Origin of the sequence: Corynebacterium sp. ACRPZ, from assembly GCF_022346205.1 — a bacterium.
Lineage (GTDB): Bacteria > Actinomycetota > Actinomycetes > Mycobacteriales > Mycobacteriaceae > Corynebacterium > Corynebacterium lehmanniae.
Map to the genome: position 1 here is coordinate 59,983 of NZ_JAKRMR010000004.1, position 16,781 is coordinate 76,763.

General features: G+C 67.2%; 16 protein-coding genes and 1 pseudogene. 15 read left to right on the top strand and 2 right to left on the bottom strand.

Annotated features, from left to right (window positions below; all coding sequences use genetic code 11):
• Nucleotides 1-3 precede the first annotated feature (3 nt).
• A complete protein-coding gene (locus MHX64_RS03905) occupies nucleotides 4-1,173 on the top strand; it encodes an ATP-binding protein (RefSeq protein WP_239355952.1) in 1,170 nt (389 codons plus the stop codon).
• Between the two features lies 1 nt (nucleotide 1,174).
• The gene (locus MHX64_RS03910; protein ID WP_181889699.1) at nucleotides 1,175-1,864 is read left to right on the top strand and encodes a response regulator transcription factor; all 690 of its coding nucleotides are present in this window, start codon (nucleotides 1,175-1,177) and stop codon (nucleotides 1,862-1,864) included.
• A 6-nt stretch (nucleotides 1,865-1,870) separates the two neighbouring features.
• On the opposite strand, the gene MHX64_RS03915 is transcribed toward MHX64_RS03910, so the two are convergent.
• A complete protein-coding gene (locus MHX64_RS03915; RefSeq protein ID WP_239355951.1) occupies nucleotides 1,871-2,785 on the bottom strand; it encodes a hypothetical protein in 915 nt (304 codons plus the stop codon).
• 33 nt (nucleotides 2,786-2,818) lie between these two features.
• Between MHX64_RS03915 and MHX64_RS03920 the strand changes: the two genes are divergently transcribed.
• From MHX64_RS03920 to MHX64_RS03940, 5 genes and pseudogenes are all read left to right on the top strand, one after another.
• Entirely contained in the window at nucleotides 2,819-3,784 is a 966-nt protein-coding gene (locus tag MHX64_RS03920) for a Ppx/GppA phosphatase family protein (protein ID WP_239307410.1), read from the top strand.
• Nucleotides 3,784-4,776: a hypothetical protein gene (locus MHX64_RS03925; RefSeq protein ID WP_239355949.1), complete on the top strand. Its 993-nt coding sequence runs from the start codon at nucleotides 3,784-3,786 to the stop codon at nucleotides 4,774-4,776. Before MHX64_RS03920 ends, MHX64_RS03925 begins: the two co-directional genes overlap by 1 nt.
• A gap of 17 nt (nucleotides 4,777-4,793) precedes the next feature.
• Nucleotides 4,794-5,615, top strand: a pseudogene (gene proC / locus MHX64_RS03930) (pyrroline-5-carboxylate reductase); the annotation flags it as partial.
• A gap of 177 nt (nucleotides 5,616-5,792) precedes the next feature.
• Nucleotides 5,793-5,984: a helix-turn-helix domain-containing protein gene (locus MHX64_RS03935; protein WP_034997092.1), complete on the top strand. Its 192-nt coding sequence runs from the start codon at nucleotides 5,793-5,795 to the stop codon at nucleotides 5,982-5,984.
• A 210-nt stretch (nucleotides 5,985-6,194) separates the two neighbouring features.
• Complete coding sequence (locus MHX64_RS03940; protein WP_003855542.1) at nucleotides 6,195-6,296, top strand: 30S ribosomal protein bS22; 102 nt, start codon at nucleotides 6,195-6,197, stop codon at nucleotides 6,294-6,296.
• A 205-nt stretch (nucleotides 6,297-6,501) separates the two neighbouring features.
• Here the strand turns inward: MHX64_RS03940 and MHX64_RS03945 are convergent, their stop codons facing one another.
• Complete coding sequence (locus MHX64_RS03945; RefSeq protein WP_239355946.1) at nucleotides 6,502-7,509, bottom strand: HAD family phosphatase; 1,008 nt, start codon at nucleotides 7,507-7,509, stop codon at nucleotides 6,502-6,504.
• Nucleotides 7,510-7,593: 84 nt separating this feature from the next.
• Here MHX64_RS03945 and MHX64_RS03950 point away from each other — a divergent pair, with 84 nt between their 5' ends.
• The 8 genes from MHX64_RS03950 (at nucleotide 7,594) to MHX64_RS03985 (ending at nucleotide 16,771) form a co-directional block, all read left to right on the top strand.
• Nucleotides 7,594-7,830, top strand: coding sequence for a glutaredoxin family protein (locus MHX64_RS03950; protein ID WP_239355945.1), 237 nt, complete (start codon nucleotides 7,594-7,596; stop codon nucleotides 7,828-7,830).
• Between the two features lie 45 nt (nucleotides 7,831-7,875).
• Nucleotides 7,876-9,201 (top strand): glutamyl-tRNA reductase, encoded by a 1,326-nt coding sequence (locus tag MHX64_RS03955; RefSeq protein ID WP_370642068.1) that lies wholly within the window; start codon nucleotides 7,876-7,878, stop codon nucleotides 9,199-9,201.
• Nucleotides 9,202-10,083 (top strand): hydroxymethylbilane synthase, encoded by an 882-nt coding sequence (gene hemC / locus MHX64_RS03960; RefSeq protein WP_239355944.1) that lies wholly within the window; start codon nucleotides 9,202-9,204, stop codon nucleotides 10,081-10,083.
• Nucleotides 10,084-10,240: 157 nt separating this feature from the next.
• Nucleotides 10,241-11,977 (top strand): uroporphyrinogen-III synthase, encoded by a 1,737-nt coding sequence (locus MHX64_RS03965; RefSeq protein WP_181889707.1) that lies wholly within the window; start codon nucleotides 10,241-10,243, stop codon nucleotides 11,975-11,977.
• Between the two features lie 48 nt (nucleotides 11,978-12,025).
• Nucleotides 12,026-13,027, top strand: a complete 1,002-nt coding sequence (hemB, locus tag MHX64_RS03970; protein WP_370642067.1) for a porphobilinogen synthase — start codon at nucleotides 12,026-12,028, stop codon at nucleotides 13,025-13,027.
• A gap of 10 nt (nucleotides 13,028-13,037) precedes the next feature.
• The gene (locus MHX64_RS03975; RefSeq protein WP_181889709.1) at nucleotides 13,038-13,643 is read left to right on the top strand and encodes a hypothetical protein; all 606 of its coding nucleotides are present in this window, start codon (nucleotides 13,038-13,040) and stop codon (nucleotides 13,641-13,643) included.
• Between the two features lie 3 nt (nucleotides 13,644-13,646).
• Nucleotides 13,647-14,168: a hypothetical protein gene (locus MHX64_RS03980; RefSeq protein WP_239355943.1), complete on the top strand. Its 522-nt coding sequence runs from the start codon at nucleotides 13,647-13,649 to the stop codon at nucleotides 14,166-14,168.
• Nucleotides 14,165-16,771 carry a cation-translocating P-type ATPase gene (locus MHX64_RS03985; protein ID WP_239355942.1) on the top strand — a complete coding sequence of 869 codons (2,607 nt, stop codon included), beginning with the start codon at nucleotides 14,165-14,167 and terminating at the stop codon, nucleotides 16,769-16,771. The genes MHX64_RS03980 and MHX64_RS03985 overlap by 4 nt, the downstream gene beginning before the upstream one ends.
• The last annotated feature ends 10 nt before the right edge of the window (nucleotides 16,772-16,781 follow it).

Here is a 16,781-nt window from a genome sequence, read left to right on the forward strand (position 1 = left end):
ACCGTGACGCCGATTCTCGCTTTTTTCATCGGCGCCGCGCTGACCGTGCCCGCTGTGCTGCTCGGCCAGCGGGCGCTTCGCTGGCGTGCCCGCAACCGGGCGGATGACGGCGGGCAGGACGACACCGCAGCCGCAGTGAGCCAGGTCCTTCACCTGGTTACGCAGGGCTCGCCGACCGGAATCGCTGTCATCAACCGCGCCGGCAACGTGATGCTGTCCAACGCGCGCGCCCACGACATGTCCATCGTGCACGACGGTAGCGTCAACCCGCGTGTGCTCGAGGTGGCCGAAGAGGTCCTTGAGCAGCAGGAAGAGCAGGTGCTGGACCTGGATTTGCCGCAGCGCACCACGGGCAGCCGTATCCGCAACGTGCGCGCGCTGATTGCGCCGCTGATGCTGACGGACAACTCCTACGCCATCGTGTACGGCTCTGACGAGTCTGAAAACGTGCGCATGGAAAACGCGCGCCGCGACTTCGTGGCAAACGTCTCCCACGAACTGAAAACCCCGGTCGGCGGCATTGCGCTTCTTGCCGAGGCACTGCTGCAGGACCCGACGGACCCAGAGATGGTGGACTACTTCGGCACCAAGCTGCACAAGGAGGCCCACCGCATGGGGGAGATGATCACGGATCTGATCTCCCTGTCCAAGCTTCAGGGCGCGGAGGCGCTGCCGGACATGGCGCCGGTGCGTGTGGACGACATCGTGGACGACGCGGTTGCCCGCAACCTGGTCGCCGCTGAAAACCACGGCATTGAACTCACCCGCGGCCAGCGTTTGGGGCTGCGGGTGATGGGGGACCGGGCGATGCTCACCGTGGCGGTGTCCAACCTGATCACCAACGCGATCAACTATTCGCCGAGCGGGCAGCCGGTGAGCGTGACACAGAAGCTGGTGCGCGACAATGTGGTGCTGATCCGGGTCACGGATCGCGGCATCGGCATCGCGCCGGAGGACCAGAAGCGCGTGTTCGAGCGGTTCTACAGGGTGGATAAGGCGCGCTCGCGTTCCACGGGCGGCACGGGGCTGGGTTTGGCCATCGTGAAGCATGTGGTGGCGAACCATGGCGGTAGCATTACGTTGTGGTCGAGGCCTGGGACGGGCTCCACGTTCACCATTGAGCTGCCCCTGTATGACCCCGAGGCCGCCGGCAGAGCAGAAAAGGAAGAGTGAAGTGACGACCATTCTCATCGTTGAAGACGAGGAATCGCTGTCCGACCCTTTGGCCTACCTGTTGCGCAAGGAAGGCTTCGAGGCGGTTGTGGCCGCAGACGGGCAGGCGGGGCTGGACCTATTCGCCTCCCAGGACATCGACCTGGTGCTGCTGGACCTGATGCTGCCGGGGATGAGCGGCACGGAGGTGTGCAAGAAGCTGCGCGCCGAGTCTTCGGTGCCGATCATCATGGTCACCGCCCGCGACAGCGAGATCGACAAGGTTGTGGGCCTGGAGCTGGGCGCGGATGATTACGTGACTAAGCCGTACTCCACCCGCGAGCTGGTCGCCCGCATCCGCGCGGTGCTGCGCCGCGGCCCGGAGACCGAGGTGGTCGAGGAGGACGACGAGCAGCTGCTGCAGGGCGGCCGCGTGACCATGGACGTGGAGCGCCACACGGTGCTTGTGGACGGCCAGCCGGTGCCCATGCCGCTCAAAGAGTTCGACCTGCTGGAGTACCTGCTGCGCAACGCCGGCCGGGTGCTCACGCGCGGCCAGCTGATCGACCGCATCTGGGGCGCCGATTACGTCGGCGACACCAAGACCCTGGACGTGCACGTCAAGCGCCTGCGCACGAAGATCGAGGCGCAGCCGTCGCGACCCACCCAGCTCGTCACTGTGCGCGGCCTGGGCTACAAATTCGAAGCGTAAGCGCGGCTACTCGCGCGCGGCTTGGGTTGCGGGGTGGGTGGCCCGGAGGTCGTCGCTGAGCTGGGCGCGCTTTTGGCAATGCTTAGCGACGACACCATACGGCTTTTCGCCGATCAGCGCGACAAGCTCGTCTTTCATCGACTGCCAAATCGGCGTGCCGCCGGTGTGGCAGGCGGGCGCGGAGGTGCACCACCAGTCGAAGTCCTCTCCGCCGCCGCCCCACTGACGGCGGTGGTACTCGCCGATGGTGGTGCGCAGAATCTCCTGGCCGTCTGAGCGCTCCTCCCACGCGTCCTCGCGGGAAAACGGCACCTGCCAGCACACCTCCGGCTTGGTGCCCACGATGTTGCGGCCCTTCGCCATGGCGAACTGGTGGAACGCGCAGCCGGCGCCGGTGGGGTGGCCGGGGCGGTTGGCGAAGATGCAGGCGCCGTCGACGACTTTGGTCTTGATGTGGGGCCCGGCCTCTTCGTCGTCGGGGTCGGGCTCGGTGTCGAGCGCGTCATCTTCCTCGTCCCACTCCAGCCACGGCTCGAGCCACGTCGGGTCGTTGGCCGCGAAGTAGGCGTCCGTCTCTGCGGGCCGCAGCTGCCAGTACTTCGCCGGCATGTCCTTCACGGCGTTGTAGACGGTGTCGCGGTCTTCCTCGTCCGCGATGTAGGCGCCGTGGATGCAGCAGCCCACCGCCGGGTTGGATTCGTCGATGCCGTGGCACTCAGGGGTGCCGAAGCGGCAGGACCAGGTGGCCTCCGCCCAGGTCAGGTCGATGGAGAAGATGTGGTTCGGGTCGTCCGGGTGGACGAACTCGAACCATTCGCGCGGGAAATCGGGGCGGGTTTCGCGCCCCGCCAGGATGGAGCGGCCGGCTGGCGAGTCCGCCGGGAAGCCGAGAAAAACGGGTTTCGGGGCTGGTTGATTCACACCTGGACACGGTAGACCCGTTACCCTGGGGTGGTGCGATTAGGTGTATTAGATGTCGGCAGCAACACGATCCATCTCGTGGCGGTCGACGCGTACAGCGGTAGCCGGCCGACGCCGATGAGCGATTGGAAGCAGCCGCTGCGTCTCGTTGAGCTGCTGGACAAAAAGGGCAATATCGAGGACAAGGGCGTGGACAAGCTCGTCGACGCTGTCCAGGAGGCCTCCGACCTCGCGGACAACCTCAAGTGCGAGGAGCTCGTGGCGTTCGCCACCTCCGCGGTGCGCTCGGCCACCAACTCCGCGGACGTGCTCAAGCGCGTGGAGAAGAAGACCGGCGTGAAGCTGAACATCCTTTCCGGCGAGGAGGAAGCGCGGCTGACGTTTTTGGCGGCGCGCCGCTGGCACGGCTGGTCCGCGGGCCGCATCACCAACTTCGACATCGGCGGCGGCTCCCTGGAGATCTCCACGGGCACCGAGGAGATGCCGGACCTGGCGGTGTCCCTGGACCTGGGCGCGGGGCGCTTGACCCACGAGTGGTTCGACACCGACCCGCCGGAGCGCAAGAAGATCAACATGCTGCGCGACTACATCGACGCGGAACTCGCCGGTCCTGCCGAGCAGTTCAAGGCGATGGGGGAGACCGGTCTGGCCGTGGGCACGTCCAAGACGTTCCGTTCCCTGGCCCGCCTCACGGGTGCTGCGCCGTCGTCCGCCGGCCCGTTCGTGCAGCGCACGCTTACCGCGCCGGGTCTGCGCCAGCTCATCGCGTTCATTTCCCGCATGACGGCGGCGGACCGCGCGGAGCTCGAGGGCATCAACTCGGACCGCTCCCACCAGATCGTCGCAGGTGCGCTGGTGGCGGAAGCTGCGATGCGTGCGTTGAATGTTGATAAGTTAGAGATCTGCCCGTGGGCCTTGCGTGAGGGTGTGATTCTCAAGCGCATCGACAAGGGGTCTTTGGACGCTGAGATTCAAGCCAAAAAAGGAGACGACAACTAATGGCCGACAAACAGCTCACAGTTGCCGAGCTCCTCGCGCGCGCCGAAAAGGAAAACCCGTCCGGCGCGCGCCGCCCGCGTCGCCGCCGCAGCCTCGAGGACGGTGGCGTTTCCGTCGCCGAGCTGACCGACTCGTTTAAGAAGGTCGAGGCCAAGCCGGCGGAGGTGAAGCACTCCAGCGTGCCTATCGACGCACCTTCGGATACCCCCAAAAAGACCCCCACCCAGGCGCCGAAACCTGAGCCGACGCCGGCCGCGCAGAAGCCGGCGTCGAAGACCGAGCCGAAGCCGGTGTCGAAGGTCGCTCCGAAGCCGGTGTCGAAGCCTGAGCCGAAGGTGGCGCCGAAGCCGGCTGACAAGCCCGCGCAGGCGGAGTCCGTGAAACTGCGTCCGGCAGCCAAGCCGGCTGAGCAGGCTCCCAAGCCGGTGGAAAAGCCGGCCGCTGCACCTGTGTCAAAGCCGGTGTCCAAGCCTGTGGAGAAGCCCGTCCCGGTGCCCGCGGCTTCCACCACCACGAAGGTCCAGCCGGCCAGCGACGACACGACGGTGTTGCGCAAGGTCGAAGCTGAGCCCGAGGACGAAGCTAAGCCCGAGGGCAAGGCGGAGCCCGTCGTAAAGCAAGAGCTCGCGCAGTCGGACGACACGGGCGAGATCCGCACCGTCGACGCGCCGGAGCCGCAGGCGCGCGAGGACTCCCTCGACGCCCCTGAGGCCGAATACGACACCGACTACGAGGTCGAGGAGGCGTCGGTCAACCCGATCCTGCTGGTCCTGCTGGTGTTCTTCGGCGTGCTGCTGGGTGTGCTGGGCTTTTTGGCGTTCAAGTGGCTGTGGGCCAACGCGATGGCGATTGTGGCGGTACTCGTCGGCGTCGCCGCGGTGGCAGCGGTGGTCGCCGCCGTCGGTGCGATGGCTGGCAGCCGCGACAAGGTCACCATGATCATCGCCGGCCTGGCTGCCGCGGTGGTGGCCTTCGGCCCGGCACTGCTGTAAAACGCGCAACGACTTTTCAAAGGAGCGACATGGAACGCATCGCCGTCATTGGTGCAGGCAATATCGGCGAGGCTTTCATCTCGGGCCTTGTTGCCAATGGGGTGGAGCCGGGGTCTATTACGGCGACGAACCGGTCCTCGTCGAGAAGCGGTGAGCTCGCGGAGCGCTACGGCGTGCGCACCACCTCCGACAACCGCGAGGCCGTCCGCGACGCGGACGTGGCGCTGCTGTGCGTCAAACCCGCGCAGATCCTGGACGTCATCGCGGAGGTCGGCGAGGAGCTGACCGACTCCGGCTCCGCCACCGTGCTGGTCTCCATGGCCGCGGGCGTGACCCTAGCCGCGATGGAAGACGCCGTCTCCGCCGCCGGTACCCCGATCGTGCGTGTCATGCCGAATACGCCAATGCTGGTGGGCAAGGGCGTGCTCGCCGCTGCGTGCGGACGGTTTGTCAACGACGAGCAGCGCGACGCCGTGGTGGAGCTGCTCTCCGCCGCAGGCCAGGTAGTGGAGGTCGCCGAATCTCAGATGGACGCCGTGACCGCGATCTCCGGGTCCGGGCCGGCGTACTTCTTCCTGGTGACCGAGGCGCTCGTGGACGCGGGCGTGTCGCTCGGCCTGCCGCGCGACCTGGCGGAGCAGCTGGCGTGCGCGACCGCCGCGGGCGCCGGCGCGATGCTCGAGGGCGAAGACAGCCCCGTGCAGCTGCGGGCGAACGTCTCCTCGCCGGCCGGCACCACGGTGCGCGCAATCCGCGAGCTGGAGGAGTCCGGCCTGCGCGGCGCGTTCTACCGCGCCACCGAGATCTGCGCGGAGCGCTCGGACGAGCTGGGCAAGTAGCCCAAATCCCAACTTTCACAACCGTTTCTGTGGGTTCACTGCCTGCACTTTGAAAATTTTCTTCCACTTAAGTCGCACTCGACGCTGGTTTCACGTTAGGGTGGTTCAAGCACGTGCGTGTTCGTCCTGCGGGAGGGGAAGCCTGCAGCGCGTTTGCGTGCCGAGAGGTATGAATTAGTGGTTAACGAAGATAAAGGAAAGTTCCTGACGGTTGCCGAGGTCGCGGAGATCATGCGCGTATCCAAGATGACCGTCTACCGCCTCGTTCACTCCGGCGAGCTGCCCGCCGTCCGCGTGGGCCGCTCCTTCCGCGTGAACGAGACGGCAGTGAGCGAGTACCTGGAGTCCTCCGTCTACGACGTGGGATAGTCCAAGGGTCTCATTTACAGGACCTCGAGAACACACCCGCCGCACCGGTTTTCCGGTGCGGCGGGTGTTTTTGGCCCTGAAAAGGCCTGCCGGTATGCTTTGAACGATCAGGTCGGCCACTTCCTGTGGGAGTGTGCACCTCCCACGAGCCGCGGAAGCGGTTGCGCCGGCCGCGTACGTACGCACTTTGAACAGGAAAGAGGTAGCCCAATGGGTTCAGTGATTAAGAAGCGCCGCAAGCGCATGTCCAAGAAGAAGCACCGCAAGATGCTCCGCCGCACCCGCGTGCAGCGTCGTAAGCTCGGCAAGTAAGCCGCGAGCGTTCACCCGCCTCCGTTTCGGGAGGCGGGTTTTTCGTGTCCGCGGCAGGATGCTTACTCCTAGATGCTTACTTCTCGACGAACCCTCGGCCGCGACCGCCGCGTCACTCGAGAAGTAAGCATCCTGGGGTAAGCATCTAGCGCCGGTAAGCATCCTGGGGTAAGCATCTAGGACCCAAGGGCCCCGCGGACCGCGCCTACCGCCGCCGGCGCCACCACCACAGGCCCGCGCCCGCCAACACGGCCGGGACCACGCCGGCGCGCACCACCCGGCGCACGGAGCGGTAGTCGCGCACCGCCCAGCCCTGGGCCTTGGCGTGCTTGCGCAGTGCCCGGTCCGGGTTGATCGCCACCGGCGAGCCGACCATTTCCAGCATGGGCAGGTCGTTGATGCTGTCGGAGTAGGCGGTGCACTTGGACAGGTCCAGCTGCTGCAGCGCCGCCAGCGCCGCCACGGCGTGCTTCTTGCCGGGGCCGTGGAGGATGTCGCCGACGAGGCGGCCGGTGAACTTGCCGTCTTTTTCTTCCGCCACGGTGCCCAGCGCGCCCGTGAAGCCTAGCGTTTCGGCGAGTGCTTGGCCGATCTGCACCGGGGTGGCGGAGACCAGCCACACCTGCTGCCCGGCGGCGAGGTGCATGGCGGCCAGCTCGATGGTGTCGGCGTAGGACTTCTCCAGCATCCGGTTGTCCACGATCTCCCGGCACGCCTGCTTGAGCTCCGCCACGCTCTTGCCCTTCACAACGGCCAGGGCCTGCTCGCGGCCCTCGGCGATGTCGTCGGCGTTTTCGGAGCCGGAGACGCGGTAGCGGATCTGCTTGCGTAGTGCAGGGGCGAGCTCGGAAAGGGTGATGAACCGCTTCTTAAACAGCCCCTGGGCCAAAAGGATCAGCGAGGAGCCCTGGATCAGCGTGTTGTCCACGTCGAAAAACGCGGCGGCTTCGGTGTCCTGGGGGATCTCCGGGTCGGGCGGGGTGATCTTCTGGCGGCCGGCGGTTTCGAAGGCGCCGCCGACGGAGTCCACGCCGAGCGCGAAGTCGTCGATGTTGATGCCGAAGGTCTCTTCCACCGCGGCGGCTGCGGCGGCGCGGCCGGCGGTGCGCTGCGCGTCGTCGTCGAGCGGGGGCATCACGCGCTCCTCTAAGAAGCGGCGCAGGTTGCCCTGGGATTGGGACCACTGCGCGAGGATTTCGCGCTGATCAGACATGGAACTACGGGCCCTTTCGGGTGGGGGTGTTAGCGTGTGCAATCGTACAACGCCCCGGCATATGCACTCACAGGAGGAGCGGCGATGAAAAAGGTGGAGCTGATGGTCCGGTCCACGTGCGGTTCGTGCGAGCGGGTGGCGGGCCAGATCGCCCCTGTGGTTGCGAAGCACGGCGTTCAGCTCGCGCTTGTGGACGTCGACGAGGACCCGGAGCTTGCTGCTGAGTACGGCGATCGCGTGCCCGTTGTGGTCATCGACGGCGAGGAGTTCGCCTGCTGGGAAGTGGACAACGACGACCTCGACGCGGAGCTGTCCAACTAAAGGACTATTCTCTAGTGTGATTTTCAACTGACTGGAGGGTTTTGCGTGAGTGTTCTGCTTGTGGGGATGTCGCACAGGTCGGCGCCTGTGGCCCTGCTGGAGCGGCTCAGCATGGACGCGGAGGTCCAGAACGGGGCGGCGGGCGCGCTGGTGAAGAAGCCGTCGCTGTCTGAGGCGATGATTATCTCCACGTGCAACCGCCTGGAGGTCTACACCGTCACCAACGCGTTCCACGCCGGGGTGGAGGATGTGCTGCGGGTGCTTGCGGACGTCTCCGGGGTCGACGCGGCTGAACTGCGCCGTTATCTCTACGTGCGCTACTCGGACGCGGCCGCGGAGCACATTTTCACGGTGGCGTCCGGCCTGGACTCGATGGTGGTGGGCGAGCAGCAGATCATCGGCCAGGTGCGTTCCGCCTACGTCGACGCCGTGGAGCGCGGCACCGTGGGCCCGAGCCTGCACTCGCTGGCCCAGGCGGCGCTGCACACCGGCAAGCGCGTCCACTCCGAGACGGGCATCGACGATTCGGGCGCGTCCATGGTCACCGTCGCGCTCGAGGAGGCGATGGAGCGAATGCTTGTCGACGACCTCCGGGGCAAAACCGCACTCGTCCTAGGCGCCGGCGCGATGAGCTCGCTGGCCGCAACGCATCTGGGCAAGAAGGGCATTGACAAGCTGGTGCTGGCCAACCGCACCCGCGACCGCGCGGAGCGCCTCGCCGAGCACTCCCGCGAGGCCGGCGTGCCCGCCGAGGTGGTGGACTTCGCCGACCGCGCCTCGGTGCTGGACCGCGTGGACCTGGTGGTCTCCGCCACCGCCTCCGACGAGTTCACCATCACCCCGGCCGACGTCCCCGGCCCGCTGGTGCTGGCGGATTTGTCGCTGCCGCGCGACATCGACGACGCTGTGGCGGACATCGACGGCGTGCACCTGGTCAACATCGAGTCCCTGCACGAGAAGATGCGCGGCAGCGACAACGAGGACTCCCGGGCGCTGCGCCGCGCCGAGGAGATCGTGGCCGAAGAGGTGGACACGTTCGGCTCGGAGCAGCGCGTGCGCGAGGTCGCCCCGGCGGTGACGCGGTTGCGCCGCAACGCCGCGGAGATTTCCGGCCAGGAGCTGCAGCGCCTGCGCACCCGTCTGCCGAAGATGTCCGAGGACGACTTTGATCAGGTCAGCCGCATGGTCAAGCGTGTCGTCGATAAGCTTTTGCACCAGCCGACAGTGAAGATCAAGGAGCTGGCGGCAGCGTCGGAGACGGTGAGCGTGGAAGAGGCGGTCACCGAATTGTTCGGGCTGGAAAGCCCCTCCGTGGCGGTGGACGCGCAGAAGCTGCCGCTGCCCGAGGAACTGCACGGCAAGGAGAAGTAGATGTTCAAGATTGGTACACGCGGATCCCACCTGGCCACCACCCAGACCGGGCACGTCCGCGACGCGCTGGGCGAGCACGGCCACGCGGCCGAACTGCAGATCGTGACCACCTCGGGCGACTTGTCCCAGGCGCCTGTGGAGCGCATCGGCGTCGGCGTGTTCACCTCCGCGCTGCGCGACGCGCTGTTTAACGGCGAGGTGGACATCGCGGTCCACTCGTTCAAGGACCTGCCCACTGCCGAAGAGCCGCGCGCCCACATGATCATCCCCACCCGCGAGGACAGCTGCGAAGCGCTCATCGCCCGCGACGGGCTGACCCTGGCTGAGCTGCCCGAAGGCGCGCGCGTGGGCACCTCCGCGCCGCGCCGCATCTCCCAGCTCAAGGCCGTGCGCCCCGACCTGGACATCCGCCCGCTACGCGGCAACATTGAGCGCCGCATGTCGTATGTGGAAGACGGCGAGCTGGACGCGATCATCCTGGCCTACGCAGGCCTCGTGCGCGGCGGATACGGCGACCGCGCCACCGAAGTCTTCTCGCCCGAGGTGTTCATGCCGGCTCCGGCCCAGGGCGCGCTGGCCGTGGAGTGCCGCTTCGACGACGCCGTGGCGCGCGAGGCGATTGACACACTTATCGACGCCTCCGCCACCGCCGAATCCACCGCCGAGCGCGCCGTGCTGGCCCGTTTGGAGGCGGGTTGCACCGCGCCGGTCGCGGCGTCAGCCGTGTTCGACGGCTCGGGCGTGACCCTGCGTGCCGGTGTGTTCGCCCTGGACGGCTCCCGCCAGCTGGTGGAGGAAGCCCAGGGCGCTGACCCGGCCGAGCTAGGCCGCAAGGTCGCCGAGGCGCTGCTGGAGCGCGGCGCCGCCGACCTGATGGAGTAGCGCTGGTTTTGTTCTCGGGCTGAAGCATTTTATGGTGGAGATACCATACGTTCAATACCCTCCGCGCAATCGGGTCGGTGGGCCGTTGTGAGGCCGATCAACACCGCGAACCCAGCCGCGCGGGGGCGGTTTATTTGTGCCTAGAAGAGATTTCTCCATGACAGAGCCCACTCACACCCCCCAGCCGGGGAAGGTGATCTTCGTTGGTGCTGGACCGGGTAACCCTGAATTGCTCACGGTTCGCGCTCGCGAAGTAATGGAATCCAATTCTATCGCCCTCGTGGACCCTGAGGTGTCAGCGGGGGTCCGAAGTGTCGTCGCGGCGGCGCTGCCAGTGCCGAAAGCCAAGATGGACGCGGCCAACGAGCGCTACGAGAAAATGTGCGCGGAGGCGAAAGAGGCTGGCGCGCGGCGCAAGCCGCCCCGCCCAGAGGACCCGACTGCTGCGGAGTTGCAGGAGGTTGGGCTGGACGGCGGAGTGATCGTCGAGAAGCTGAAGCTCGCGCTTAACGACGCCGCGGAAGCGGTGGAGCGCGGCGAAGCCGGCGACGGCGACGTCATCCGCCTGGTATGCGGCAACCCGCTGACGCGCGACTCAGTGATGGAGGAGATCTCCGCGGTGGCCGCCGAGGGCATGGAGTTCCAGGTGGTGCCGGGGATGTCGCTGCCGTCGACGGTGCCGTCGTTCGCCGGAATCGCGCTGGGATCGACGTACACGGAAGCCGACCTCAACAACGGCGGCGTGGACTGGGACCAGCTCGCATCCGCTCCGCAGCCGCTGGTGTTCCAGGCGAACCAGGAGCACCTGGCGGAGATGGTGGAGCAGCTCACGCAGCGAGGCTTCCAGGCGTCCACCCCGGTGACGGTGACCACGCGCGGCACCACCCGCCTGCAGCGCACGTTCGACGCGACGCTGGGTACCGTGGGCAAGCTCGACGCAGAGCTGGAGGGCCCGCTGGTGGTCACCCTCGGCACCGCGGCGGACGACCGCTCGAAGTACTCGTGGTGGGAAAACCGGCCGCTGTACGGCTGGCGCGTGCTTGTGCCGCGCGCGAAGTCGCAGGCAGGGGTGATGAACGCCCGCCTGTCGCAGCACGGCGCGATCCCGCAGTCCGTGCCCACGATCTCGCTGGAGCCGCCGCGCAACCCGGCGCAGATGGACCGCGCGATCAAGGGCATCGTGGAGGGCCGCTACCAGTGGATCCTGTTCACCTCGGTCAATGCCGTCGATGCCGTGTGGTCGAAGTTTGAGGAGCTGGGCCTGGACGCCCGCTCGTTCGCCGGCGTGCACCTGGGCGCGGTGGGGCAGAAGACCGCCGACGCGCTGATCGCCCGCGGCATGCAGCCGGAGCTTGTGCCGCACCGCACGAAGCAGAACGCGGCCGGTCTGGCGGAGGCGTTCCCGGAGTACGTCGAGGACATCGACCCGGTTTCGCGCGTGCTGCTGCCGCGCGCGGACCTCGGCTCCGACGTGCTGGTGGACGGCCTGCAGGAGAAGGGCTGGGAGGTCGACGACGTGGTCGCCTACCGCACCGTGCGCGCCGCCCCGCCGCCGCCGGAGACGCGCGACATGATCAAGACCGGCGGCTTCGACGCCGTGTGCTTCACGTCCCCGTCGACGGTGAAGAACCTCGTGGGTATTGCGGGCAAGCCGCACTCGCGCACGATCATCGCCTGCATCGGCCCGGTCACCGAGGCGGAGGCGCGGGAGCAAGGCTTGCGTGTCGACGTCGTCCCGGAGGTCGCCGACATCCCCAACCTCGTCGACGCCCTGGCCGACCACGTGGCAGGGCTGCGCGCGTCGGGGCAGTTGCCGCCGCCGCGCAAGAAGCGTCGGAAGGCAGCGAAGGCTGAGAAGAGCGCCGGCGGGGACACCGCGGCCGCAGCCGGCTAGAAACGCGCCGGCTGGGTCGTGTCGGGTGCGCGTTCTAAGATGTGGCGCATGGCTGATTACGACTTGATTCGACGCCCCCGCCGCTTGCGACAAACCCCCGCTCTCCGTGAGTTTGTCACGGAGACGCGCCTGCACCCGGCCGACTTCATCCTCCCGCTGTTCATCGCCGACGGCATCGACGCTCCGCGCGAGATCCCGTCGATGCCGGGCGTGTACCAGCACACCCCGGAATCGCTGGTAGAGATCTGCCGCGAGGCGCTCGACGCCGGAGTGAAGTGTGTGGACCTGTTCGGCGTGCCGCGCGAGGAGGACAAGGACGCCACCGGCTCCGTCGCCGTTGCCGAAGACGGCGTGCTTAACCGCGCGATTGCGCTGCTGCGCAAGGAGTTCGGCGACGAGCTGATCATCATGGCGGACACCTGCCTGGACGAGTTCACGGACCACGGCCACTGCGGCGTGCTCACCACCGACGCGCACGGCAGGGAAGTGGTGGACAACGACCCCACCGTGGAGATCTACTGCGACATGGCGGTGGCTCAGGCGCGCGCGGGCGCGCACATTGTCAGCCCGTCCGGCATGATGGACGGCCAGATCGAGCAAATTCGCAGGGCGCTTGATCGCGCGGGTTTCGCCGACGTCGCCATCATGGCCTACTCCGCGAAGTACGCCTCCAAGTTCTTCGGGCCGTTCCGCGACGCGGTCGGCTCCTCGCTGAAGGGCGACCGCCGCACCTACCAGCAAGACCCGGCGAACGTGCGCGAGTCGCTTTTGGAAACGGAGCTGGACATCGCCGAAGGCGCGGACTTTGTCATGGTCAAGCCCGCGCTGCCGTACCTGGACGTGCTGGCCAAGATCGCGGAGATGTCCCCGGTGCCGGTGGCCGCCTACCAAGTCTCCGGCGAGTACGCCATGCTCAACGCGGCCGGTCAGAACGGCTGGATCGACTACGAGGAGACGATGATGGAAGCACTGATGTCCATCAAGCGCGCCGGGGCAGACCAAATTTTCACCTACTACGCCATCGAGGCAGCAAAGAGGCTCAATGGTTAGCTTGCCCCCAATGAATCCGGGATCACCGAGCCGGGTGGGACCGGAGGCCGTCGAGAAGCACAAGGGCTCCATGCCCGAAGCTGTGCGCTACATGCTCGCGGCCTGGACCGTGATGATCGGCGGGGAACTACTGCACCAGATCTTCGCCGTGGCGGCGAGCGTGATCGACCCGTCCGCGCTGCGCGAGGTGGCCAAGGAGCGCGCCACCAACGGCGACGGCGAGGTCTCCGAGGCGCTGATGAACGCCAGCGTGTACGGCTCGATCTTCATCATGGCGCTGCTGCAGCTCGGCGTGATCCTGCTGTTCGTCTTCGCACTGCGCGCGGTACAAAAACAGGCGAAATGGGCGGAAAACGCCCGCAGGCTGCTGCAGATCTTCTCCGTCTTCTTCGCCCTGCGCATGGTCACGCTGTTCATGATGGTGCCGGCCTCCACCGCGGTGCCGACGGCCATGTTCGGCATAGACGGCGTCATCCAGATCATCCTTGGTGTTGCGGGCATCCTGGGCATCATCTATTCAGTTGACAAGGATTCCGTGGCGTGGACCAAGCCGCCCAAGGACAAAACCAGCGGTAATGCTGATGCGGCGGGAGCGCCGGAGAAGAAGGAGAGCTAAGCGGTGGCAGGGATGTTCCCAACCATGGTGTCGGACCCGAACGACAGGAACCGGCGCTTCACCGGCGAGGTCGGCCCGGCGTGGCCGAAGCCGCTGAAAATCGGCTACTACCTGTGCCTGATCGCGGCGGTGCTGATGTTCGTCATCGCGTTTTTGACCATGGCCAACGGGGTGCCGGACCGGCTACCGGATACGTGGATGATTGAGGGGGCCGACGAGGAGCTCATTGATAGATTCGCGCGCAACCTGCGGGTCTACACCTGGGGCAGCATCATCCTCGGCGCACTCATTACCTCGTGCTGCGCCTACCTGCCAAAAGGCTCGAAGGTGGCGCGGCGTTGGTTGGCCGGGTTCATCGGCCTGGCGGTGTTTTTGCAGCTGGCCAGCTTCTTCGTCGGCGTGGCCGGCTGGGCCGCGTTCGTGGTGGTCGGCGTGCTGGTCTTCGCCCTGTTCTTCATGTTCCGCCCGGCCGCCAACGCGTTTGTAGATAAGCGCAGCGGCGACGTCTGGGAAGGCGTGGAATGAGCAAATACGAGGGCGGGGACCTGGAAAAGCTCAGCACCACCGGGCGCGAAGGCGCCAAGTTGGAGCAGCTGAGCGGCGAGGCGCTCGACAACTACATCGAGGCGGCCCGCGACGCCGCCCGCCAAGCTGGCATCGACCCAGCCACGGCACGGCGCGACCTGGACGGCGAGCTCGTGCGCCCCAACGCCTCCTACGCCTTCGAACTGCGGGGAGTGGAAGACGGCCCGCAGCTGACGGAGATCGAGGACGCCCTGGAATCTATGGAAGGCGTCTCCGCCCGCCTGGTGTACCCCACCCGCATGGCGTGGGTGACCGCACCGGCGACCATGCCGCCGCACCACCTGATCAAGATCATCGAAGAATTCGGCGTTACCGCAGTGATCACGGACTCCACGCTGCAACGCCGCGCGCACGGTCGGTACTGGGCGGAGCACCCGATGCCGCGCCGCGCCAAGCACCACCGCAAGGAAGAAGCGGCACACCTGCTCGCCCGCGCCCAAGGATTCGTGCAGAACAAGCCCCGTACGGGGCGCCGCAGCGGCGACGTGCTGTTTACCGCCCGCGACTTGGTTACCCCGGGAAGGCTGTGGCTGGCGGTGGTGCTGACCATCCCGGTGCTGCTGCTCACCTACGTGCCCGCCCTCGGGTTCCCCGGCTGGCAGTGGGTAGCGTTCGCCCTGACCACCCCGGTGGCGCTGTGGTGCGCCTCCCCGTTCCACCGCGCGATGGCCGGCGGCGTGCGCCGCGGCCTTTCGGCACTGGACGGCGCGAGTTCCATCGCTATCTTGGCGGCCTACCTGTGGTCATTCGCCGTGCTGCTGTTCACTGAGGCGGGCCACATCGGCTACGAGTCCAGCGGCGCCTGGGCGCCGCTGGAGATCGGCCGCGGCCCGGAGCTCTACCTCGAGGTCGCCTGCACCGTGACCACGTTGCTGCTGCTCGGCCGCTTCTTCTCGATACGCGTGCGCACAAACCTGCTGGACGAGCTGGAGGCGCGCCGCCCCGGCGCGGAGTCCCTTTACGAGGTCACCCACCGCAAGAAGGGCGGCGGCTGCGAGCGGCTCCCGGCCACAGAGATCATGCGTGGCGACGACGTCCGTGTGCGCGCCGGGCAGGTCATCCCCGTCGACGGAGAGGTCGTCGGTGGCTCCGGCGAAATCGGCTGGGAGCTGGTGAACACCCACGACAGTCCGCAGATAAAGGTAGGCAAGCGCGTGGTCGCCGGGTCCGTGGTGCGCGAAGGCGACATCAAGGTCCGCGCCGTCCGCGTCGGCCACACCACGCTGTTGACCGCTGTGCAACGTTGGCTGGAGGAGGCGTCGCGCCATCAAAACGCCGCGACGATGGTCTCCACCCGGTCTGCCAGCATGCTCATCCCGGCCGCGTACGCGATTGCCGTGCTGGACTTCGGCCTGTGGCTGCTGTTTACGGGCAACGTCAACACCGCGGCGTCGACAGCCTTGGCGATCCTGATCGTGGTCGCCCCGTTCAGTTTGGCCATTTCGCCGGCGCTGGCCATCCGCCAGGGCATCGAGGCTGCCGTGCGCAACGGCGTGCTCATGCGCGACGGCAACGCGCTGCGGGTGCTGTCCAAGGTGGACACGGTGGTGTTCAACCGCGTGGGCACGCTCGTGCTGCCGGAGATGCACGTGGAAACGGTCACCGCCGCAGCCGGGGAAAGCAGCGAGCTGGTGCTGCGCATCGCCGGCGTGCTGTCCGCGGACTCGGACCACCCGGCCTCCCGCGCCATTGTGAAGGCGGCCCGCGAAGTGCGCGACGCCCGCACCGGGGACCCGCGCCTGCCGGACTGGATCGAAGTCAGCGACGACACGATCACCCCGGACGGCGAGTTCGGCGGCCGCGTCACCGCCACCTGGGGTAGCGGCGATAACGCCCGCACGCAAACGTACGACGCCTCCCTGTGGCGCCCGACCAACCTCTCCCAGCTCAAGGGCAAGCTGTCGGTGGCCGCCACCACCGGCGGCACCCCGGTGGTGGTGCGCTGGGACGGCAAGGACCGCGGCGTGATCACCTTGTTCGACCCCGCCAAGGAAGACGCCATTGAGGCGGTGGACACCCTGGAATCCATGGGCGTGGAAACCGTGATGCTCTCGCGCGACACCTACCCGGTGGCGCGCCGCTTCGCGGACTTTTTGGGCATCTCGCAGGTGCTCGCCGGCATCCGCTCCAATGAGAAACCCGCCGCGGTGCGCGCCCTGCACACCCAGGGCGGCATCGTGGCCATGGTGTGCGATTCCAGCGTGCTGCCGGTGCTGCGCGTGGCGGACTCCGGCATCCTCTACGCCGGCGAGGACCTCTACGGCACCAAGGTGCCGAACTGGAACAACGTCAGCGACGTCGTGCTTATCCGCAACGACGTCATGGCTGTGCCCCAGGCCATCGAGCACGCCCGCCGCGTCAACCGCATCGCCGACAGGAACCTGTGGTTCGCCGGAATCTACAACGCGGCCGCCATCATCCTCGCGGCCGCGGGCGTGCTGCCGCCAGTGGGCGCGACCCTGCTCATGCTGGGAAGTTCCCTGCTTGTGGAGTACAGCTCCCGCCGCGCCAGCCGGTTCCGGGTTCACGGCCTGCGCCGGTAGGCTTGAGTGC

Coding starts and splice junctions, on each gene's coding strand:
- MHX64_RS03985 (WP_239355942.1), top strand. CDS start 14,165: ATGAGCAAATACGAGGGCGGGGACCTGGAAAAGCTCAGCACCACCGGG.
- hemB (WP_370642067.1), top strand. CDS start 12,026: ATGGCTGATTACGACTTGATTCGACGCCCCCGCCGCTTGCGACAAACC.
- MHX64_RS03965 (WP_181889707.1), top strand. CDS start 10,241: ATGACAGAGCCCACTCACACCCCCCAGCCGGGGAAGGTGATCTTCGTT.
- MHX64_RS03975 (WP_181889709.1), top strand. CDS start 13,038: ATGAATCCGGGATCACCGAGCCGGGTGGGACCGGAGGCCGTCGAGAAG.
- hemC (WP_239355944.1), top strand. CDS start 9,202: ATGTTCAAGATTGGTACACGCGGATCCCACCTGGCCACCACCCAGACC.
- MHX64_RS03945 (WP_239355946.1), bottom strand. CDS start 7,509: ATGTCTGATCAGCGCGAAATCCTCGCGCAGTGGTCCCAATCCCAGGGC.
- MHX64_RS03950 (WP_239355945.1), top strand. CDS start 7,594: ATGAAAAAGGTGGAGCTGATGGTCCGGTCCACGTGCGGTTCGTGCGAG.
- MHX64_RS03940 (WP_003855542.1), top strand. CDS start 6,195: ATGGGTTCAGTGATTAAGAAGCGCCGCAAGCGCATGTCCAAGAAGAAG.
- MHX64_RS03925 (WP_239355949.1), top strand. CDS start 3,784: ATGGCCGACAAACAGCTCACAGTTGCCGAGCTCCTCGCGCGCGCCGAA.